The sequence below is a fragment of the Bradyrhizobium sp. S3.12.5 genome, from assembly GCF_040548225.1.
GTDB classification, from domain to species: domain Bacteria; phylum Pseudomonadota; class Alphaproteobacteria; order Rhizobiales; family Xanthobacteraceae; genus Bradyrhizobium; species Bradyrhizobium cytisi.
The window spans coordinates 32,024-50,525 of record NZ_JBEPRF010000008.1 but is presented as its reverse complement, the minus strand read 5'-3'; the positions used below and the strand labels follow the sequence as shown (position 1 = coordinate 50,525).

At 64.7% G+C, this 18,502-nt stretch carries 22 protein-coding genes; 12 read left to right on the top strand and 10 right to left on the bottom strand.

Annotated features, from left to right (window positions below; translation table 11 throughout):
- Window positions 1-73: 73 nt before the first annotated feature.
- A complete protein-coding gene (locus ABIC09_RS13275) occupies window positions 74-1,213 on the bottom strand; it encodes a hypothetical protein (protein ID WP_354109530.1) in 1,140 nt (379 codons plus the stop codon).
- Window positions 1,214-1,568: 355 nt separating this feature from the next.
- Between ABIC09_RS13275 and ABIC09_RS13270 the strand changes: the two genes are divergently transcribed.
- Window positions 1,569-1,877 carry a hypothetical protein gene (locus ABIC09_RS13270; protein ID WP_354109529.1) on the top strand — a complete coding sequence of 103 codons (309 nt, stop codon included), beginning with the start codon at window positions 1,569-1,571 and terminating at the stop codon, window positions 1,875-1,877.
- Window positions 1,878-1,890: 13 nt separating this feature from the next.
- Here the strand turns inward: ABIC09_RS13270 and ABIC09_RS13265 are convergent, their stop codons facing one another.
- On the bottom strand, window positions 1,891-2,076 hold the full coding sequence (locus ABIC09_RS13265; RefSeq protein ID WP_354109528.1) for a hypothetical protein: 186 nt from the start codon (window positions 2,074-2,076) through the stop codon (window positions 1,891-1,893).
- Window positions 2,077-2,392: 316 nt separating this feature from the next.
- On the opposite strand from ABIC09_RS13265, the gene nhaA reads away from it, so the two are divergent.
- Window positions 2,393-3,628 carry a Na+/H+ antiporter NhaA gene (gene nhaA, locus ABIC09_RS13260; protein ID WP_354085392.1) on the top strand — a complete coding sequence of 412 codons (1,236 nt, stop codon included), beginning with the start codon at window positions 2,393-2,395 and terminating at the stop codon, window positions 3,626-3,628.
- On the opposite strand, the gene ABIC09_RS13255 is transcribed toward nhaA, so the two are convergent.
- Both ABIC09_RS13255 and pdxR read right to left on the bottom strand, forming a co-directional pair.
- A complete protein-coding gene (locus ABIC09_RS13255; protein ID WP_148753165.1) occupies window positions 3,625-4,251 on the bottom strand; it encodes an FMN-binding negative transcriptional regulator in 627 nt (208 codons plus the stop codon). The two genes, nhaA and ABIC09_RS13255, sit on opposite strands and share 4 nt — an antisense overlap.
- A 74-nt stretch (window positions 4,252-4,325) precedes the next feature.
- The gene (gene pdxR, locus ABIC09_RS13250) at window positions 4,326-5,780 is read right to left on the bottom strand and encodes a MocR-like pyridoxine biosynthesis transcription factor PdxR (RefSeq protein WP_354109527.1); all 1,455 of its coding nucleotides are present in this window, start codon (window positions 5,778-5,780) and stop codon (window positions 4,326-4,328) included.
- A 217-nt stretch (window positions 5,781-5,997) separates the two neighbouring features.
- On the opposite strand from pdxR, the gene ABIC09_RS13245 reads away from it, so the two are divergent.
- The 5 genes from ABIC09_RS13245 to ABIC09_RS13225 all read left to right on the top strand — a co-directional run bounded on the left by ABIC09_RS13245 (window position 5,998) and on the right by ABIC09_RS13225 (window position 8,835).
- Window positions 5,998-6,378, top strand: a complete 381-nt coding sequence (locus ABIC09_RS13245; RefSeq protein WP_354109526.1) for a nuclear transport factor 2 family protein — start codon at window positions 5,998-6,000, stop codon at window positions 6,376-6,378.
- 367 nt (window positions 6,379-6,745) lie between these two features.
- Window positions 6,746-7,207, top strand: coding sequence for a TerB family tellurite resistance protein (locus ABIC09_RS13240; RefSeq protein ID WP_354033840.1), 462 nt, complete (start codon window positions 6,746-6,748; stop codon window positions 7,205-7,207).
- Window positions 7,208-7,209: 2 nt separating this feature from the next.
- Complete coding sequence (locus ABIC09_RS13235) at window positions 7,210-7,572, top strand: hypothetical protein (RefSeq protein ID WP_354109525.1); 363 nt, start codon at window positions 7,210-7,212, stop codon at window positions 7,570-7,572.
- Window positions 7,569-8,207 carry a TerC family protein gene (locus ABIC09_RS13230; RefSeq protein WP_354109524.1) on the top strand — a complete coding sequence of 213 codons (639 nt, stop codon included), beginning with the start codon at window positions 7,569-7,571 and terminating at the stop codon, window positions 8,205-8,207. Before ABIC09_RS13235 ends, ABIC09_RS13230 begins: the two co-directional genes overlap by 4 nt.
- A gap of 94 nt (window positions 8,208-8,301) precedes the next feature.
- On the top strand, window positions 8,302-8,835 hold the full coding sequence (locus tag ABIC09_RS13225; RefSeq protein ID WP_354109674.1) for a TIGR00645 family protein: 534 nt from the start codon (window positions 8,302-8,304) through the stop codon (window positions 8,833-8,835).
- Between the two features lie 64 nt (window positions 8,836-8,899).
- Here the strand turns inward: ABIC09_RS13225 and ABIC09_RS13220 are convergent, their stop codons facing one another.
- Window positions 8,900-9,838: a LysR family transcriptional regulator gene (locus ABIC09_RS13220; protein ID WP_354109523.1), complete on the bottom strand. Its 939-nt coding sequence runs from the start codon at window positions 9,836-9,838 to the stop codon at window positions 8,900-8,902.
- Window positions 9,839-10,003: 165 nt separating this feature from the next.
- Between ABIC09_RS13220 and ABIC09_RS13215 the strand changes: the two genes are divergently transcribed.
- Window positions 10,004-10,576, top strand: coding sequence for a hypothetical protein (locus ABIC09_RS13215; RefSeq protein ID WP_354109522.1), 573 nt, complete (start codon window positions 10,004-10,006; stop codon window positions 10,574-10,576).
- A gap of 120 nt (window positions 10,577-10,696) precedes the next feature.
- Here ABIC09_RS13215 and ABIC09_RS13210 read toward each other — a convergent pair whose 3' ends face one another.
- Window positions 10,697-11,074, bottom strand: a complete 378-nt coding sequence (locus ABIC09_RS13210; RefSeq protein WP_148753155.1) for a winged helix-turn-helix domain-containing protein — start codon at window positions 11,072-11,074, stop codon at window positions 10,697-10,699.
- A gap of 73 nt (window positions 11,075-11,147) precedes the next feature.
- On the bottom strand, window positions 11,148-12,230 hold the full coding sequence (locus ABIC09_RS13205; RefSeq protein WP_354109521.1) for a substrate-binding domain-containing protein: 1,083 nt from the start codon (window positions 12,228-12,230) through the stop codon (window positions 11,148-11,150).
- A 113-nt stretch (window positions 12,231-12,343) separates the two neighbouring features.
- Here ABIC09_RS13205 and ABIC09_RS13200 point away from each other — a divergent pair, with 113 nt between their 5' ends.
- Both ABIC09_RS13200 and ABIC09_RS13195 read left to right on the top strand, forming a co-directional pair.
- On the top strand, window positions 12,344-13,828 hold the full coding sequence (locus ABIC09_RS13200) for an aldehyde dehydrogenase family protein (RefSeq protein WP_354109673.1): 1,485 nt from the start codon (window positions 12,344-12,346) through the stop codon (window positions 13,826-13,828).
- Window positions 13,829-14,017: 189 nt separating this feature from the next.
- The gene (locus ABIC09_RS13195; protein ID WP_354033848.1) at window positions 14,018-14,281 is read left to right on the top strand and encodes a hypothetical protein; all 264 of its coding nucleotides are present in this window, start codon (window positions 14,018-14,020) and stop codon (window positions 14,279-14,281) included.
- 8 nt (window positions 14,282-14,289) lie between these two features.
- On the opposite strand, the gene ABIC09_RS13190 is transcribed toward ABIC09_RS13195, so the two are convergent.
- The 3 genes from ABIC09_RS13190 to ABIC09_RS13180 form a co-directional block, all read right to left on the bottom strand.
- Window positions 14,290-15,081, bottom strand: a complete 792-nt coding sequence (locus ABIC09_RS13190) for a COG4705 family protein (protein WP_354109520.1) — start codon at window positions 15,079-15,081, stop codon at window positions 14,290-14,292.
- 18 nt (window positions 15,082-15,099) lie between these two features.
- Window positions 15,100-15,438, bottom strand: coding sequence for a hypothetical protein (locus ABIC09_RS13185; protein ID WP_354109672.1), 339 nt, complete (start codon window positions 15,436-15,438; stop codon window positions 15,100-15,102).
- A gap of 123 nt (window positions 15,439-15,561) precedes the next feature.
- The gene (locus tag ABIC09_RS13180) at window positions 15,562-16,311 is read right to left on the bottom strand and encodes a COG4705 family protein (RefSeq protein ID WP_354109671.1); all 750 of its coding nucleotides are present in this window, start codon (window positions 16,309-16,311) and stop codon (window positions 15,562-15,564) included.
- Between the two features lie 224 nt (window positions 16,312-16,535).
- Here ABIC09_RS13180 and ABIC09_RS13175 point away from each other — a divergent pair, with 224 nt between their 5' ends.
- Window positions 16,536-17,198, top strand: a complete 663-nt coding sequence (locus ABIC09_RS13175) for a response regulator transcription factor (protein ID WP_148753150.1) — start codon at window positions 16,536-16,538, stop codon at window positions 17,196-17,198.
- Window positions 17,195-18,502: an ATP-binding protein gene (locus ABIC09_RS13170; RefSeq protein ID WP_354109519.1), complete on the top strand. Its 1,308-nt coding sequence runs from the start codon at window positions 17,195-17,197 to the stop codon at window positions 18,500-18,502. The genes ABIC09_RS13175 and ABIC09_RS13170 overlap by 4 nt, the downstream gene beginning before the upstream one ends.

Genomic DNA, 18,502 nt, shown 5'->3' with positions numbered 1-18,502 from the left:
CCGAGGGGCAAGCTCTCTTCAGCAGACAAGACCTGCGACGCAGAGAACCGGATGCGTTGCGTCGGCCTCGTGCCTACGCGTACAGATAGCCGACCGGCTTGCCTTCGGTGCGCAGGGGACGAATGTCCTTCTGCGTGATGATCTGACCGGCCAGGCCATCGATCTCGTCGCGTTGCGTCGGCGTCCAGCTGCGAAGATCGTTCATGCCTTTGAGCAGGCCGAGCCGCAGGACCTGGGTGTTTTCGCCGACGCTGACGAGGCTGATCGAATCCTTGCCCGCCGTCACGACATCGCCGGCTGCGAGCTCAAAGGTCTCGCCGGCCTTCTTCCTGAATTCGGCCGTGCCGCGAATGACGCGATAGATCACGACCTCGCCCTTGGCGAAGCAGTCGGCCTCCGCGGCGATCGACGTGCTCTTTGGCAAGAGCGAGTGGCCGCGCGGGTCGGTTGCGATGATGTGGCCGGTGACGAGATGGCCGCTTGGAGTCTCGATCCCGATATCGCGCACATAGACCGGCAACGCGGATTTGATGGGGCCGTCGACGAGCGGCTTGAACAGTGCATCCAGTGCGAGGGGATCCTGAAGCCAGAAGCCTCCATCGGCCGGGCGATCGTGCAGCGGATGGCTCCACGCCACGCGCGGCGTCTCGGCTTCGTCGATCTGATCCGGGCCGACGATGGTCGGATTCGGAAAGGTGGTGGGATCGGTGATGAAGGCTTCGAGGAATTTGCCGGAATAGCCCATCGAGATCGGATCCGGCACCACCGTCTGCGGCGTCTTCAAATTCTCTTCGGTCGACAGGCCCGACCAGGTGTAGAACAGCTGGCGATGCACGATCGCGCTTTGCAGCATCACCGCGCCCGGGCCGACATTATAGAAACGACCGTCATAGTCGAAGGTGAAGGCGCCCGAGGTGACCAGCACGAGCTGAAACCCGCCCGGCGGCAGATGCAGATGGAAGTCGGTGGGGCCGGTGTCGGGGCGGTAGATCGGCAGATTGGTCGCGACTTCGTGCAGCAGGAAGGTTTCGTTGTTGGCGTGAAAGCCTTCGTTGGCGCGGTTGTAGAGGGCTTGCGGACGATACGTCGCTTCGAACTTCGCATTCCGGTCGCGATCGATCGCCACAAAATCCCGGGTGTTGAGCCGGAGCGGCGCGCCATTCGGATGAGTGAGGCCGGTCGTCCTGAGATCGCCCGCAGCATGCACGTTCATGACGTTCTCCGCTCTGCGCCATTGCCAGCTTGCAATGTCACTGCGAATTTTGGGCCAGTTGGCTTGCGGATCAGCAAACGGGCCCGCGCGGTGACGCGGCGAGCCCGGCCAGGAAAAAATCCGGTGGTTGCACACTAGGTTAGATCGCCCGATTGGCTTGACCGTCCGGCGCAGCGCCAGCGCCTCGCGCTTCCAGGAGAGCGGCTCGAGCTGGCTAATTTGTCAGCAAGCCTCGCCAGTGCGCGGGCAGTTGTGCCTTCTGCCGATCGGCGGTGGCGTCGCAATTCGTCAGGACGGCGATTGACAATATGTTCATGTTTTGTTCTTATGCTGCGACCGAGATGGAGAGGCAGCCATGGACAACCGCATCAACGATATCCGCAGAACGATCAGAGCGCTCCGCGTCAGCATGCGCGAGGCTGAAGCGATCATGCATGAGCAGATCAATCGCGATGAGGACTGCAGCTTCGTGGCGCAGGACCTCATCAAGATGCGCTTGGTCATGAGCGGGCTGGTGAAGGAGCGAACCGCGCTTGGCGACAACGAGCCGATCCTCGTCAACAGTTTCTTCATCCCGCGGCGCCGGCCGACGCGAAGGCTGGTTGCTGCTGCCGCCCCGACCGTCGCGTCTGTGTTCGGTCTACGCCTAGTGGCGAGGGCTTGACGCAGAGCGTGGCTCAATCAATGGAGTGCGGCGCGGCCCGATCCGGTTTGCCGGCCGGGCTGTCCGCCCACTTCGCCATCTCCACGGTCCGCGCGTCGATGCCCTCGCACCAGAAGCAGCTCGGCGTTGTCAGGCCCTTCTCGGACAGGATCGGGACCAGGCTGTGGCCGCAACCGGCGCACCAGGCGATGTCAGTCATGAATTCCTCTGCGGCGTAGCAAGTTCAGAAGAGATATTTTCGTCGGCGAAGCTTGCGCGAGCGCTATGACGGCGCTGGCGCGCGCTGTCCGGTGCCGGTGCGCGTCTCCGATATGGTCGATGCCGCGATCCATCGCGACGCGACGGCGATGTCGTCGTACGCACTGCATCAGGGTTCCGGCTGCCGGCTGACACGATGGCATCGGGCAGGGGTTGCGCTAATCGCAGCGCGATGTAGAACAGCCCCGGGTGCTCGCTGCACTAGGGCAGCGACAGGTCAAGCGATGGTCGGGCCGCCACGCAGGATGCGTGCGCCCATGAACGATCAACTGCCCGGCAGGCACCTGCCCAGATCCCCGTTTTTCGTCGAGCGAGCGCTCACGGCGCTCCAGCAATTCCTGCATGTCGAGGCCGTCAGTGGCGTCGTGCTGCTGATAGCTGCGGCTGCCGCATTGCTCTGGGCCAACTCGCCATTCGCCCATTCGTATCACGACGTCTGGAACCTGCCGATTTCACTTCGCCTTGGCGAGCTCGGCTTTGTCAGACCTCTGCATTTCTGGATCAACGACGCGCTGATGACGGTCTTCTTCCTGGTCGTCGGCATGGAGGTCCGTCGTGAAATCCACGAGGGCGCGCTGAGCAGGTTCGATCAGGCCATTCTGCCGGTGCTGGCCGCCGTCGGCGGTGTCGTCGTCCCGGCGCTGATCTACCTGAGCTTCAATAACGTCGCGAACCGCATTCAAGGCTGGGCGATTCCAACTGCAACGGACATCGCTTTTGCAGTCGGTGTGCTCGCCCTGCTAGGACGATCAATCCCCGCCAATATCAGGGTCTTTCTGCTCGCTCTGGCCATCATCGACGACATCATCGCAGTTCTCATTATCGCGCTGTTCTACAGCAATGGACTCGATCTCAACGGCTTTGTTGTTGCATTGCTCGGTGTTCTCATGGCGCTGGGATTTCAACGGCTCGGCTTCGGCTCGGCCTTTGCCTACGTCCTGCCAGCCCTCCTCGTCTGGGCAGGGTTCCTTATGGCCGGCGTGCATCCGACACTTGCGGGCGTCGTGCTCGGCTTGATCACGCCGGTCCGCTCGGCGGATCCCGAGACAGTGCCGCCCGTCATCCGCGTGGAGGCGGCGCTGCATCCCTGGGTCGCTTACGCAATCATGCCGCTGTTCGCGCTTGCCAATGCCGGCGTCGACCTCAGGAGCACCGAATTCACTGGCGGCGCGCAATTCGTGGCGCTCGGCATCGGACTTGCGCTCTGCGCCGGAAAGCCGATCGGCGTGATCGGTGCGACCTGGCTTGCGGTGCGCGCGGGTGGATGCCGGCTGGCGCCGGGCGTATCCTGGGGCGGCGTCTGCCTCGTCGGGCTGCTGGCCGGCATCGGCTTCACGATGTCGATCTTCATCGCCATGCTCGCGTTTACCGACGAGAGGCTGCTTGACGCCGCGAAGTTCGGCGTGCTGCTCGGCTCGCTCATCTCCGTGACGCTCGGCCTCGGATGGGGCGCCGAATACGCCCAGCGGCTGCGCAAGCAGACCGGAGACTAGACCGGAAGCGGGATCAGGGCTGCGACCTCGCGATCACCATGGTTCTCGCTTGCCGCGAGACCTTGCGCGACGCCGATGCGATCGGCGTCGGGCCGGTTCTGGCTCATCTTGCGCTTGCCTTCGAACCGCACCACGGGGATGCGCACGCCGACGATCCCGCGCAGCTGCGCGGCGACGAAATCGGCAGGGGCATCACTGACTGCCCACGGCTTTGCACGCGCGCCTTCGTGCTTTTTGGTCAGCCGCGTCACGGCTTCGAGCAGGCGCTCCGGCTCCTGGAAGAATTCCACCGGGCCATAGGCATGCACGGCGATGTAATTCCAGGTCGGCACGACCTTTTCGGTCTCCTGCTTGGTCGCGTACCAAGACGGCGTCACATAGGCGTCGGGACCGCTGAAGATCGCGAGCGCATCGCCGATCGGCGGCTGCTTCCATTGCGGGTTGGCCCTCGCTACGTGCCCGTACAGCACGCCATGCTCGCCTTCGCTCTCGTCGAGGAACAGCGGCAAGGGCGTGGCGACCGGACCTTCGGTGGTGGCCGTGACCAGGCTCGCAAGGCGGGAGGCGTGGATGGTCGCGCGGATGCTCTCGATGTCGTCGATAAAGGCGGGGGGAATGTACATGGCGTGTCTCCGTTCTGACTGCAGAGATAGCCGCAATCTGGACTATAAGAAACTGCCAGTTTTATATGATTATATCAGTCCAGTTCGGCAACCGCCTGCGCCAGGAGCCTGCAGCCCCGTTCGATTTGCGCGGTGTCCAGCGCCGAATAACCCATGACAAGGCCGACCGACTTCCGCGCACCGCGCGGGCCGGCGAACAGCGCGGAGACGGGATAGATGCCGACGCCCTTGGTGCGGGCCGCCTCGATCAATGCATCCTCGCGCTTCTGCGGCACATCGTCGAGCCAGGCCACCACATGCAGGCCCGCGGCCGCGCCCTCGATCCTGATACGATCGTCGAAGCGGCGGCGAAGGGCGTCGAGCAGCGCCTGCTGCCGCTCGGCGTTGCGCCGGCGCACGCGCCTGACATGGCTGTCATAGGCGCCGCTCTCCAGCATCGCCGCAAGCGCCTCCTGTTCGATCAGCGGCGTGTGCCGGTCCATGATCTGCTTGGCGGCGGCGAACAGGGATCGCAGCGCCTGCGGCACCACGAGGTAGCCGATCCGCAAGGTCGGCGAGAGCGTCTTGGAGACTGTGCCGAGATAGATCACGTTATCACTGTCTTCCAGCGCATGCAGCGGCGGGATCGGCTTGGTGTCGTAGCGGTACTCGCTGTCGTAATCGTCCTCGATCACGTAAGCGTCGTTCTTGCGCGCCCACGCCAGCAATTGGTGCCGGCGGCCGATCGGCATGACGCCGCCGAGCGGATATTGATGCGACGGCGTGACATAGGCGAGGCGGGCCGCGATGCCGTCGAGCCGCTCGGTCTGAAGGCCTTCGGCATCGACCGTGACAGGCACCGTGACCGCGCCGGTCGCCGCGAAGGTGTGCCGCGCCATCTGGTAGCCGGGATCCTCCATCACGAAGCGGTCGCCGGCATCGAGCAGCAGGCGCGCACAGATGTCGAGGCCCTGCTGCGAGCCGTTGACGACGACGATCTGGTCGACGTCGCAGCGGACGCTGCGCGATCGCCACAAATAACCTTGTAGCGCAGTCCGCAGCCGCAGCGCACCGCAGGGATCGTCATAGGCGAGCCACTCGGGCTTGCGCGCCATGGCAGCCGTCACGGCCTTCTTCCATGCCAGCACCGGGAAGTCCGACGGCGACAGCTCGCCATAACGAAAGTTCGCGACAAGCCCGCGCGGCGGCGCGGACCAGTGAGGCGGGTCCTGGCGCAGCCGCTCGCCGAAGGTCGAAAGCCGCGCCTTGCGCGTCGATGGCCGGGACGTCGCGCGCGTGCGTCCGCGCTCCACCACCGCGCGCGCCACGCGCGGCCGGGCGCCATGGCGCGTCTCGATAAAACCTTCGGCGGCGAGCTGCTCGTAGGCGATCGTGACGGTCGAGCGCGCCACGCCCATCTCGTCCGCGAGCGCCCGCGATGACGGCAGCAGGCCGTCAGTGCCGTAGACCAGCGACATGATCTGGTCGCGCAGCGCCTCGTAGATCTGGCGTGCGCCCATGCGGCCCGGATTGGTTTTCTTCTGCATCATCCACATTCCAGGCCGGCATTGGTCCGGCCGACGAGGGTCGGAATGTGGTTCTAATCCCGTTCGCCGGGCGTTTCGACGTAAGCCTTGCCGTAGGGATAAAAATTCTCCCTTGCGGCCCATTTTTGCACGTTAGTCGTTGTTAGAGTTGCGAGGCCGCCTTGCCGCGGTCTGTCTGCGGCCCGACCTAAAGAGCAGAAACCGCAAGAGGGAGATCTCGATGGACGATCAGGCCAAGGTGACGGCGCTCCAGCATCATTGGGACGCTTCGGATGCCAACGATTTCGAGGCCGAGCATGACATCTATCGCGAGGATGCCGTGCTCGATTATCCGCAGTCCGGCGAGCGAATTCGCGGCCGCCGCAAGATTCAGGAGAGCCGCTTCGTGCAGCCGAACAGAAAGCGCTTCACGGTCCGGCGGATCGTCGGCGGCGGTGATGTCTGGGTGAGCGAATTCATCCTGACCTATGACGGCGTGCCGTCCTACGTCGTCAGCATCATGGAATTCCGCGACGGATCAGTGGCGCACGAAACGCAATATTTCGGTGACCGGTTCGATCCGTCACCATCGCGCGCGCATCTTGTGGAGCGCGTCGGGTAGGACCGATGCTCGCGCCTACACTCCGTCATTGCGAGCGCAGCGAAGCAATCCAGACTCTTTCCGCGGAGGGATTCTGGATTGCTTCGCTGCGCTCGCAATGACGGCGCGGACGGAACCCCGATGCGGCTGCTGGTCGCACTCTTGTCGCCTTGATTCTGGCTCACCCGGCTTTATGTCTGGGGAGAACAAGAATCCGGGCCCCTCTGGCGAGGACGCTGACTGTGTCAGCAAAACCTCGCGATGTCGGATGACCTGTCCCGCGCGAATGCGATGGATCGGCCGATCGTCGGGCCCTCTTAAGTTCTCTCCGACCAAATCGTCCCCATCGAAGCTCCGCGCGGTCATTTCGCAAGATAACGGAGCGACGATGTCTGACGCCAACACTTCCAACTCGATCGAACTCGAGATCACCGAGCCGCGTAGCTTCAACGAGCAGGCTGCGGTGGCGCTGGTGATCGCCGGTGCGCTGGTCGCCGTGGCCGACCGGCGCGTGTCGCCGGTCGAGCGCGATGAGGTGATCCGCTTCATCAGGGAACGCGGCTTGGCGCCGCACATCAGCGAGGAGCGCCTGTTTTCGATGTTCGACGAGCTCGCCGAACGGCTCGAAGAGCCTGATTTCGCCAATGTGGTGATCGACACGCTGCGGCCGGTCTCGGACCAGTCGCTGTCCTCTCATCTTCTCGAACTGTCGGAGCGCGTCGCGGCCGCGGATGAGGACGTGCATCCGCACGAGGTGCAGGCGATCAAGCTGTTGCGCCTGCTGACGCTGGTGTTGCCGCGCGCGAAGCCGGTCGGGCCGGCTGCCGTCAGCGCCGCCGAGAAGGCGTGAGCATGAGTGCTGCTTCGGACGAGCAAAGGACGAGAGGCGAGGGCGCCAGCGGTCAACCGGCCGGTGGCGACCCGCGGCTTGACGCGCTGGTTCAGCGGCTGCCGCCGCGCCTTGCGAGCAGCGTCGACTATCTCCTGCAACCGTCCAGCCGCTGGGTCCGGATTCCCTCGGGCGCGCTGCTCGTCGTCGGTGGCGTGCTGTCCTTCCTGCCGGTGCTCGGCATCTGGATGCTGCCGCTCGGTCTCGCGCTGCTCGCCGAGGACGTGCCGGCGCTGCGCGTGTCGCGCTCAAAGGTCTTCGACTGGATCGAGCGCCGCAAGCCGCATTGGCTGGATCCGTCCACACCGAAAAATGATCGAACATGACTGAATTCATCACCGCCGACGCGCTAACCGCGCTGCTGCAGGTCGTCCTGATCGACCTCGTGCTCGCCGGCGACAATGCCGTCGTCATCGGTCTCGCGGCCGCAGGCCTTCCGGCCGATCAGCGCCGCCGCGCCATCGTCGTCGGGATCGTCGCCGCGACCGCACTGCGCATCGTCTTTGCCGGCGTCGCGACCCAGCTCCTGCAAGTGATCGGCCTGCTGCTCGCCGGCGGCGTGCTGCTGCTATGGGTGTGCTGGAAGATGTGGCGCGAGCTGCGCGAGCAGGCTGCGCATGCGAACCGGCCCGCGTTCAGCCATGCCGGTGGGGCGACCGCCGCGCCGGCGCCGCGGAAAACGTTCGGGCAGGCGGCGCTGCAGATCGTCGCCGCCGACGTCTCGATGTCGCTCGACAACGTGCTCGCGGTCGCGGGTGCGGCGCGCGAGCACCCCTACATCCTCGTCTTCGGCCTGGTTCTGTCGGTCGCGCTGATGGGCGTCGCCGCCGACCTGCTCGGCCGCGTGCTCCAGAAGCAGCGCTGGATCGCCTATGTCGGCCTCGCCATCATCGTCTACGTCGCCATCGAGATGATCTATCGCGGCTCGCTCGAGCTCGCGCCGGTTATCGCAAGTCTCTAAGTCCTGCTTTCGTTTTCCTGCCTTTGTTTCCCGGGAGTGATCCATGTCGTCTGAACCCCAAGCAGCTTCGGTCGCGCCTTCGCCGCAGCCGTAAATCGGCCCGTTCGCCCAGCTGATCTTCGGCTCGCGCTGGCTGCAAGTGCCGCTCTATGTCGGCCTCATCATCGCGCAGGCCGTCTATGTGCTGCTGTTCCTGAAGGAGCTCTGGCACCTGGTTGCGCACTCGTTCGACGCCAGCGAGCAGCAGATCATGCTGATCGTGCTCGGGCTGATCGACGTCGTCATGATCTCGAACCTCCTGGTGATGGTGATCGTCGGCGGCTACGAGACGTTCGTGTCCCGGCTCAACCTGAGCGGCCATCCCGACGAGCCGGAATGGCTCAGTCACGTCAACGCCAGCGTGCTCAAGATCAAGCTTGCGATGGCGATCATCGGCATCTCCTCGATCTCGCTGCTCAGGACCTTCATCGAGGCAGGCAATCTCGGTACCACCCGCAGCAATTTCACCGAGACCGGCGTGATGTGGCAGGTGCTGATCCACCTGACCTTCATCATCTCCGCGATCGGCATCGCCTGGGTCGACCGCCTCAGCGAGAACGGACATCGCAAGGAGAACGGTCACGCTTGAAGGCGTGGCCCGGCCTGATCAGAGACGCTGGCTCCGTGCCAGCGGAAACGACAGCGGCGCTTCATCACGCTCCTTGCGGATAGGCCGCGCTCTCGCGGCGCTCGCGCTCGCCGAGCTCGCGTACGAGTTCCTGGAGGAAGGACTCGGTGAAAGCGGGCAGGGTGCGTTCGGCGCGGACATAGATGCCGAGATCCGACCACACCGGGCTTCCGCCGTTGTCGAGCGGCAGGAACACGAGCTGCGCGTCGCGCGACAGCCGGCCGATGCCGAGCTGGGTCTGGAAGGCGACGCCGACGCCGCGCGCGGCGAGCTCGCGCATCAGGTCAATCGAGTTGGCTTGGATCGCAGGCTCCGGCGTCTCGGAGAGCTGCGCGATCAAGGGCTGGAGCAGATGGTAGATCGACAGCTCCGGCAGCGCCTGGATGACGGGGAAGGCGAGGCATTGCTCCAGTGTCACCGTCTTGCGCCGCGCCAGCGGATGCTCGCGCGCAACGAGCGCGCCGAGGCGAAACCGTTTCAGCGCGACCTGCCGCAGGTCCGGAGGATGCCTGAGCGCGATGGCGATGCCGATATCGGCCTCGCCCCGGCGCAAGGCTTCGAGCACGTCGGAAGATCCCATGATTTCTGCGGTGAAGCTAACGCGCCGGGCACGTGTCCGGTGCGAGGCGATCAGATCCGGCAACACCGACTCGGTGATGGACTCGATGCAGGCGATGCTGACAGTGCCGTGCCAGGCGCCGGACAGGGACGCCACGTCCGAGCGGAAACGGTCGAGGTCCTGGAGCACGTTCATGACGTGGCGGGCGAGCATCTCGCCGACCGTCGTCAGGGTCAGGCCGCGCGCATTCCGCTCGAACAGAGGCGATCCAACCTCTTGTTCAAGCTTGAGAATCTGGCGGCTGACGGCGGACGAGGCGACGTTCAGGAGGCGCGCTGCGGCGCGGATTGAGCCGGTGCGGCGGACGGCATGGAAGTATTGGATGGAAGGTGAGTGAAAGCGCATGGGACCCCCGGCGGCACTATAGCCGTTGCCGAAACGGCAGCAACATGTGCGAATTTCTCTGCCTTTTGAGAGCGCTGGTTTCACCCTAGTCTAGTGTCATGTGCCGACGGGCCCTTTCGGGCCCGCGCGGCGATGCGCCGCAACGATGCGGCAGGGGATTTTGGGGTGAACGAGAATATCGCTTGCGAGCTGGAGCACGGGCGGGACGCCCGTCTCGTCGATCGCCGCCGCGCTGCCGCCTATGTCGGCGTGACCGCCGGCCGCTTCGAGCAGCTGGTACGCGACAATGTCGTGCCGCCGCCGGTCATGGTCGACAACAAGCGGCGCTGGCCGATCGAGTTGCTCGATGACGCCAGGGAAGCGGTCGGCAGCAGCATGCCGTCGCCGCCGGCGGTGCGAGCCGATGTCGAAGCGCGGCCCTGCGATCGTGACGCCGCGCCGTCTTCGCGTGAGCTGCCCGATCCAGCCTGGTTCGAGCAGCGCGCGAGCTTCGTGCAGCGCGTCCGCCGCTCGCTGCTCTCTGGCAACGAGATCCGCCTGCTGCGCGAGTTCAAGCTGCTCGGGCAGAACCAGATCAGCATGTACGGCTACTATGGCAGCTTCGAAGCGCTGATGGTGCGCGGCCACATCGTCGAGACCGACCGCAAGCCGCCATCGAGCCGTCCGCTGGTGACCTACCGCCTGACGGCGCAGGGCGAGCAGCTGATCACGGCGCTGAAGGACGAGCCGGTCTTCTGACCGGACGTGATAGTTCGGAGTCTCGCAGGCTGTCGAAATGCGATCCGATGTCCGGCTGCGTGTCGACGGCTGAGACAACGTGCCACCACGCCTCCAGCGCGCTGCGCTCGCAACTGACCTCTACGAGGATTTTCGTGAACGTGCGATGTCGCTCTTGAGCGCTTCCAGATCCTTGTGCACCGCGCGTGCGGCGTCGCGCTCGATCTTCCGGTAGCGCGCCACAAGCTTTTCGCCGAACGGCGTCAGCATTGCGCCGCCGCCGTTCTTGCCGCCGGCCTGCGGCTCGACCGCGGCATGTCCGCAGATTCGGTTGATCTCGTCCACGAGATCCCAGGCGCGCTTGTACGACATGTCCATGGCGCGGCCGGCCCCCGAGATCGAGCCTTGCGCGCGGATCTGCTCCAGAAGCTCGATCTTGCCGGGCCCGATCCGATCCTCGCCGTCGAGGTCGATGCGAAGGCTCAGCTGGGGAAGGGATTTGGCGCTCGCGCGCGACATGATGATGTCTCTTTGCTCGGGCTTGGCAGATTGCCACTCTTGTCCGTTGTGGACAAGGCGAGCGCGCCGTTCGTCATCGCACCGCGTGCATCTCCAGAAACGCCTTCACGCCGGTCACGGTACCGGTATCCGATGGCACGTAGCCGGGCAGGGTGGCGACGGCGGCACGAAAATCGGCGCTGCGCATGATCTCGAGGATGCGTTGCATCGGCGCAGTCTCAAGGAAGGCGCGCTTGCAGACGAAGAAATAATCCTCGGTGAGGATGCGGATGAAGTCGAGGCCGAACTGGCGGGCGGCCGCCTCGACACCGAAGCTTGCATCGGCCATGCCGCTCGCGACGTAGGCTGCGACCGCCGCATGGGTGAACTCGATCTGCTGCGCGCCGTTCATCCTGCTTTCGTCGATGCTATGCGCGGCGAGCAATTGGTCGAACAAGAGGCGCGTGCCGGAATCATGGTCGCGATTGACGAAGCGGACGTTGGGCCGGGTGAGGTCATCAAGCGAGGCGATCCGCCGCGGATTGCCGCGCGCGACCATCAGACCCATCTCGCGCGTCACAAAACTGATGATGCGGTCCTCGCGCGGATCGAGCCATTCGCGCGCGGCCTTGATGCCCTGGGCGCGTAGCGCGCCATGCGGCAGATGCAGGCCGGAGAGGTCGCAGGCGCCCTGCGCCAGCGAGACCAGCGAATGCTGATTGCTGACATAGCGTAGATCGACGCCGATGCCCGGCTCGCGATCGAGGAATTCGCGCAGCTTGGCGACCGCAAAGCCGTGGCTGGCATGGACGCGGATCACGGAGGGCCGCTGTTCGAGGAACGGCTTGATCTCGCTCGCGAGCTCCTGGGCCAGGTTTTCGAGCTGCGGTCCGAGCCGCGCCTGCATGCGCTCGCCGGCCCACACCAGCCGCTCGCCGAATGGCGTCAGCTTCGAGCCCTTGCCGCGCCGGGTTTCGACCAGGGGCGTGCCGAAGAACTCGGACCACTGCTCGATCAGATTCCAGACGTGCCGGTAGGACAGCTGCGCATCGCTGGCCGCGCTCGTGATCTTCCCGGTCTTCCGGATCTCGTTGAGCACGCCGATCATGATGACGGCGGTGCGCGGACTGCCTTCATGGCGAAACCGCCAGACAGCTTCGATCTCGATCTGAAGCATCGGCTTCCTTATGAATTACGCTTCATATGTGGGGCGTCCATTGGCACATCATATCATATTTAACTCGGGTCAATAGGCGCCTATCTTGGCATACTAGAACCGGAGGAAATATGATGTCTGTTGCATATGACTTTGCCCACTCGCCGGCCAGCGAGTTCATGTCCCGGCCGCAGCATCTGCTCATCGACGGCCGCCGCGTCCCCGCGAGCTCCGGCCGGACCTTCAAATCTCTCAACCCCGCCACCGGGCGGGTCATTGCCACCATCGCCGAGGGCAACGAGGCCGATGTCGAGCACGCCGTGGCCGCCGCCCGCCGGGCCTTCGAAGGCCCGTGGCGCACGATGCGCGCCTCCGAGCGCGGCCAGATTCTGCTGCGCTGGGCGGACCTGCTCAAGCAGCACGCGGAACAAATCATCGAGCTCGAGTCGATCGACGCCGGCAAGCCGATCTCCGCGACGGCGCGCCAGGACTTTCCGGCTGCCGTCGACACGCTGATCTACTACGCCGGCTGGGCCGACAAGATCAGCGGCGACGTCGTGCCGGTCCGGGATGATGCCCTGACCTACACCGTGCGCGAGCCGGTCGGCGTGGTCGCGGCGATCGTGCCGTGGAATTTCCCGCTGATGATCGGCATGTGGAAGCTCGCACCTGCGCTGGCCTGCGGCTGCACCATCGTGATGAAGCCGGCCGAGCTGACCTCGCTATCGGCTCTGCGCATCGCGGAGCTCGCGCTCGAAGCGGGCCTGCCGGCGGGCGTCTTCAACGTCGTCACCGGGCCCGGACGTGTCGTTGGTGACGCGCTGGTCAATCACCCCGATGTCGACAAGGTCACCTTCACCGGCTCGCCCGGCGTGGGCCGTGGAATCATGAAGGGCGCGGCCAGCAACTTCAAGCGCGTCTCGCTCGAGCTCGGCGGCAAGTCGGCCAACGTCATTTTCGACGATGCGGATCTTGAAGCGGCTTCCAAGGCTGCGGCCTCCGGCATCTTCTTCAATGCCGGCCAGGTGTGCTCGGCCGGCTCCCGCGTGCTGGTGCAGGAGAAGGCCTATGACGAAGTCGTCGAACGCCTCGCCGCGCGCGCGAAGTCGATCAGAATCGGCGACCCGCTTGACCGCAAGACAGCGCTTGGTCCCGTGATCTCCGAGAAGCAGATGAAGTCGATCCTCGACTATGTCGATATCGGACGGGCAGAGGGCGCGACCCTCGTCATCGGTGGTGAGAAGGTCGGCGATCGCGGCTATTTCATCAGCCCCGCGGTGTTCGCGAATGTCGAACACGAGATGCGGATCTCACAGGAGGAGATCTTTGGCCCCGTCGTCAGCGTCATCAAGTTCAGGGACGAGGCCGATGCTTTACGGATCGCTAACGGCACGGCCTACAGCCTCGCCGCCGGCGTCTGGAGCCGCGATATCGGCAAGCTGCAGCGTTTCGCCAAGCGGGCTCGCGCCGGCACGGTCTGGATGAACACCTATGGCTACACCGACGTGCGCCTGCCCTGGGGCGGCGAGCGCGACTCCGGCCTCGGCCGCGAGCACGGCACTGCTGCGCTCGACAATTTCACTGAGCCGAAGGCTGTCTGGATGAATTTGGCCGTCTGATACCTCCCGAGCGGCCAATCCTGGAGCCCGCCTGATCCGTCCGGTCAGGCGGGCTCTCTTTTCGGGGATCGATAAAAGTGTCTGCAATCCGCTCACGCGCGGCAAACCCTGCGGACAAGAACCGAAGCGGCTTAAACCTCCGCTTTGGAACCGACATGCATCCTGCCCGCAAAAGGTTGGGGCATCAGCATGTCAGTTCTCAAGGAGATCGTCGCTGCGGTCGCAGGAGTCTACGCGCTCCTGTTCGTCTGCGACGCAGTGTTCGGCGTCGGCGAGGCGCGCTTCGACGACGCCTATTACAGCGCCAGCTACTACGCGCCGAAACCGAAGGAATTCCGTTTTGCCAGCGACACGCCACCGGCGACCCGCGTCAGCGAAGCCTTCGCGCAGTTCTCGGCGGCCGAAGCCAGGCCGAACAAGCGCTACTCGTCGCTGACGACGATCATCCGGTAATCGATTTCTCAGGTTTGCTCCGCTGTTCGACTATCGCCTGGATGCTGTCCCGCGCGTTGCGGGATCAGCAGCAGGCAGCTCACCATGAACGCCGCGATCACGGCCGAGGCCAGCGGCCGGCTCAGCGCGAGGCCGCCATGATCGAGCGGCTTGTCGAGGAAGTCGCCGACGGTCGCACCCAGCGGTCGCGTCAGGATGAAGGCGGCCCAGAACAACGTGACGCGAGAGACGCGGGTCCAGAAATAGAGTGCGGCGATGACGGCAAGCCCGGTTGCGAAGATCAGCGCGCCGCCGCGATAGCCCATGTCGCCGGTATCCGCGATCCAGTCGCCGAGCGCGGTGCCGAGCGTCTGCGAGAAGGTGATCGCTCCCCAATAGAAGACCTCGACCCGCGGCGTGCTGACGCTGTTGACCGAGATCGTTCCCTCGGTGCGATACCAGAGACCAAGCACCAGCACGAGGCAGGTGAGAAGGAGCGTCGCGCCGCCGGTATAGCCGATGCCGAGCGAGCGGTCGGCGAAGTCGGCCATCGTGGTGCCGAAGGTGGTCGAGGCCACGATGGTCGTCCAGTACAGTGATGGATGGAATTTGCGCGCGCGGATCTGTGCGGCGACCAGGACGATCATCGCCGCCAGGAACAGGCAGGTGCCCGCGAGATAACCCCAGTTCAGCGTCATTGTGACGGTGTCGCCGCCGGTCTCGCCGAGAGTCGTGGCGGCGATCTTGATGATCCAGAAGCCGAGTGTGACTTCAGGGACCTTGCTCTCGCTGACGAGGTTGCTCTTCGTGTAATCTTGCATGGTGTCCTCGTTGTCGTCTCAGGCCTTGGCGACGCTATCCATGATCGCGAGCAGATCGGTGATGGCCTGCTTGCATTTTGCAGCGTCCGGCGTGCCAGCGCGCAACGCCTCCAGCGCGCGATCGACCGCCTTGTCGACCGTGTGCCAGTCCGCCGCCGCACGCGGCTTCAATCCGGCTTCGGCCTCGTCCCATTTGGTCTCGAGATCCTTGATCCTTGTCTTGGCGCCGGGCAGGTCGCCCTTGTCGACCAGTGCGGCGACATCGACGACGATGCTGCGGAACGGCGTGAGATCGCCGAGCTTGGCGGTCGCGGCCTCCGCGAGCGGCACGAAGGTGAAGCGTTGGCTCGCATGCATGTTCGGTTCGCCCGTGAAGGTCGTCAGCAGGCAAACGACGACGGCGGGAATGAGTTTCATCATGTGGTTTCTCCTGGTGTGGCTCCTGCGTCCGTGCAGGCTGCGTTGAAACTGTGATTGGCGTTATTGCGCAGGACCGGCGCGGCGCGCGCCGTCGCCTTCGAACGTCACCCAGGCAACGAGGCCGACGATCACGGTGAGGAAGGCGATGCTGGTGTGGATCGTGCCGAGGCCCATGCCGCCATACTCGCGCGATTGTGACAGCAGATCGCCGAGCGAGGCGCCGAGCGGGCGAGTGAGGATGTAGGCGAGCCAGAAGGTGAGAACGAGATTGGCGCCGATGGTGTAGGAGAGGGCCACCGCCACGATCAGCGCGCCGAAGGCGACGACGCCGAGCTGAAAGCCGAGACCGAGTGCTTCGGTCGCAAGATCGCCGGCGGCGGTGCCGAGTGCGAAGGTGAACAGGATCGCGGTCCAGTAGAACAGCTCGCGTCGCGTGGTGACGATGCTGCGGATCGACAGCGTGCATTCGACGCCGAACCAGACCGCAAAAGTCGCAGCCAGCGCGCAGGCGAAGGCGGCGGTGCTGACATAAAGGCTGATCTCGAGCTTGTCTGTCAGCAGATCCGTGAGCTGCGTGCCGACGATGCTGACGAGGACGACGGTGAGCCAGTAAATCCAGGGTACATAAGCGCGGCGGCTCAGTTGCAGCAGCAGCGCGGCAACCAGCAGGCCGGTCATGCAGATCGCGGTCAGGCTGGCGCCAAGGCCGACATGCACCGCGAGATAGTCGGCCCCGGTCTCGCCGACCGTGGTCGAGAGGATCTTGATGACCCAGAAGGTCGCGGTGACCTCCGGAACCTTGTTCAGCATCCGCCTTGCGCCAAAGCCTGAATGTTGCGACACGCCCAAATCTCCCAAAGCCGAAGTGATGTCGGAGCGTCGCGCAGGGGACTTAGCCCCGGCTTAGGGATGAGAAAATTCCGCGCAGGCTGGCCTTCGCCGCAATTTGGGCCTGCTGGCGTTTGCTAACTCTGCGCTAAGTCGGAATGGCCATGATCTTGACGGCCGGATGGCCAGCGGTTGAGGATCGAGTCTTGCGGGTTCTGCTGGTCGAGGACGACAGGATGATTGGCGCGGCGATCGAGCAGGCGCTGAAGGATGCCGCTTACGCCGTCGATTGGGTCAGGGACGGCGAGACCGCGCTGCTCGCCGCGGAAAGCGAATCCTACGAGGTGCTGCTGCTCGATCTCGGTCTGCCGAATACCGACGGCCGTGATATTTTGCGGCGGCTGCGTGCTGACGGCCGCAAGCTTCCCGTCATCATAGTGACGGCGCGCGATGCGCTTGACGACAGGATCGAAGGGCTCGATCTCGGCGCGGACGATTATCTCGTCAAGCCGTTCGAGATCCGCGAACTGCTGGCGCGGATGCGGGCGGTGCTTCGCCGTGAAGGCAGCGGTGCGCCCGCTGTGCTTGGCAACGGCAAGCTCAGTCTCGATCCTGCGACCCGCGAAGCCTCGCTCTACGGCCAGACGTCCATTCTGACCGCGCGCGAGTTCGCGCTGCTCCAGGCCTTGCTGACGCGGCCCGGGACTATCCTGTCGCGGAGCGAACTCGAGCGGCAGCTTTACGGCTGGAACGAGGAGGTCGAAAGCAATGCAGTCGAGTTCCTGATCCACTCCATCCGAAAGAAACTCGGCACGGAGGCGATCCGTAACGTGCGCGGGATGGGATGGATGGTGGATCGGGGGCCATGACCAAGTCGTTGCGCGGCCGGCTGTTCATCAGCTTGACGACGATTGTCCTGCTGACAGGTCTTGTGGGGGGCGTGTTTGCGCACCGGTGGGCATTCGACGAAGCGATCGAGACCCAGGACTCCGTCCTGATCCAGATCGCAGATCTCGTTCAGGGCGGTGGTCTCACGGGAACTCAGGACCTCCACGGGGTCGATGAGGATTCCGAAGTCTGGTTGATGGAGCTGGGCAAGGCGCCGCAAGGCACGCCCGAGCAGCGCCAGCTGTGGCGGCTTCAGGACGGGATGCGCGACGCGACGCGAAACGGAAAGCCGATCCGCGTGGTGTTGCGGACGCGGTCCGACGGCAGCCGCTTTGCAGTGGCGCAGAGCACGGGCGTTCGTGATGAGATCGCGGGCGACATGGCGTTCCGCACCGTGCTTCCGATTGCGGCGCTCATCCCCTGCCTGATGCTGGTGATCGCCTTCGTCATCGCGAGATCGCTGCGCCCGATGGTGCGTCTGGCAGACGAACTCGATGCCCGGCCCGCGGATGACATGACGGCGCTCCCGCTTCACGGCCTCCCGAGCGAACTCAACCCGTTCGTGTCCTCGATCAACGGCTTGCTGCGTCGCGTGCACGACATGATGGAGCAGCAGCGCAGGTTCGTCGCCGATGCGGCGCACGAACTGCGCACGCCGCTCACCGCGCTGAGCTTGCAGGCCGAAAATCTCGATCAAGTCGAACTGCCGCCGGCCGCGCGCGAGCGCCTTGCGGCGCTTCGGCAGGGCATGCGTCGCAGCAAGCATCTCCTGGAACAGTTGCTGGCGCTGGCACGGCATGACGTAACGCCCTCCGATCGCGTCCAATGGGAGGTCGTGGAGCTCGATCGCACGGCGAGAAGGGTGATCGCTGATCTCTTGCGGGAGGCGATCGGCCGCGGCGTCGATCTTGGCTTCGCACGAGCTGAGCTTGTACCGGTGCGCGGTGAGCCTGTCATGCTCGCCGCCATGATCCGTAATCTCATCGACAACGCGCTCCGGTTCACGCCGGAAGGTGGCAGGATCGACGTGGCGATTTACCAGGACGACACGACGGCCGTGCTTCAAATCGAGGACACCGGGCCCGGCGTTTCCCCCGACGAGATCGGCCGGATTTTTGAGCCGTTCTTCCGTGGTCAGCGTCCGGAAGGCGATGGCGTCGGTCTCGGCCTCTCGATCGTGAAGCGGATCGTCGATCGGCTCGGTGGGACGATAGAAGCGGTGAACATGACGGAGGCTGGACGAACAGGGCTGCGGATCGTCGTCAAACTGCCCGCGGCCGCCTGA

Excerpts from the sequence above, each read along its gene's own strand:
- ABIC09_RS13275 (WP_354109530.1), bottom strand. The coding sequence starts at position 1,213 with ATGAACGTGCATGCTGCGGGCGATCTCAGGACGACCGGCCTCACTCAT.
- ABIC09_RS13185 (WP_354109672.1), bottom strand. The coding sequence starts at position 15,438 with ATGCATGCGAGCCAACGCTTCACCTTCGTGCCGCTCGCGGAGGCCGCG.
- ABIC09_RS13190 (WP_354109520.1), bottom strand. The coding sequence starts at position 15,081 with ATGCAAGATTACACGAAGAGCAACCTCGTCAGCGAGAGCAAGGTCCCT.
- nhaA (WP_354085392.1), top strand. The coding sequence starts at position 2,393 with ATGAACGATCAACTGCCCGGCAGGCACCTGCCCAGATCCCCGTTTTTC.
- ABIC09_RS13195 (WP_354033848.1), top strand. The coding sequence starts at position 14,018 with ATGTCAGTTCTCAAGGAGATCGTCGCTGCGGTCGCAGGAGTCTACGCG.
- ABIC09_RS13220 (WP_354109523.1), bottom strand. The coding sequence starts at position 9,838 with ATGCGCTTTCACTCACCTTCCATCCAATACTTCCATGCCGTCCGCCGC.
- ABIC09_RS13255 (WP_148753165.1), bottom strand. The coding sequence starts at position 4,251 with ATGTACATTCCCCCCGCCTTTATCGACGACATCGAGAGCATCCGCGCG.
- ABIC09_RS13180 (WP_354109671.1), bottom strand. The coding sequence starts at position 16,311 with ATGCTGAACAAGGTTCCGGAGGTCACCGCGACCTTCTGGGTCATCAAG.
- ABIC09_RS13240 (WP_354033840.1), top strand. The coding sequence starts at position 6,746 with ATGTCTGACGCCAACACTTCCAACTCGATCGAACTCGAGATCACCGAG.
- ABIC09_RS13170 (WP_354109519.1), top strand. The coding sequence starts at position 17,195 with ATGACCAAGTCGTTGCGCGGCCGGCTGTTCATCAGCTTGACGACGATT.
- pdxR (WP_354109527.1), bottom strand. The coding sequence starts at position 5,780 with ATGATGCAGAAGAAAACCAATCCGGGCCGCATGGGCGCACGCCAGATC.
- ABIC09_RS13235 (WP_354109525.1), top strand. The coding sequence starts at position 7,210 with ATGAGTGCTGCTTCGGACGAGCAAAGGACGAGAGGCGAGGGCGCCAGC.
- ABIC09_RS13270 (WP_354109529.1), top strand. The coding sequence starts at position 1,569 with ATGGACAACCGCATCAACGATATCCGCAGAACGATCAGAGCGCTCCGC.
- ABIC09_RS13245 (WP_354109526.1), top strand. The coding sequence starts at position 5,998 with ATGGACGATCAGGCCAAGGTGACGGCGCTCCAGCATCATTGGGACGCT.
- ABIC09_RS13200 (WP_354109673.1), top strand. The coding sequence starts at position 12,344 with ATGTCTGTTGCATATGACTTTGCCCACTCGCCGGCCAGCGAGTTCATG.
- ABIC09_RS13265 (WP_354109528.1), bottom strand. The coding sequence starts at position 2,076 with ATGACTGACATCGCCTGGTGCGCCGGTTGCGGCCACAGCCTGGTCCCG.
- ABIC09_RS13205 (WP_354109521.1), bottom strand. The coding sequence starts at position 12,230 with ATGCTTCAGATCGAGATCGAAGCTGTCTGGCGGTTTCGCCATGAAGGC.
- ABIC09_RS13230 (WP_354109524.1), top strand. The coding sequence starts at position 7,569 with ATGACTGAATTCATCACCGCCGACGCGCTAACCGCGCTGCTGCAGGTC.
- ABIC09_RS13210 (WP_148753155.1), bottom strand. The coding sequence starts at position 11,074 with ATGTCGCGCGCGAGCGCCAAATCCCTTCCCCAGCTGAGCCTTCGCATC.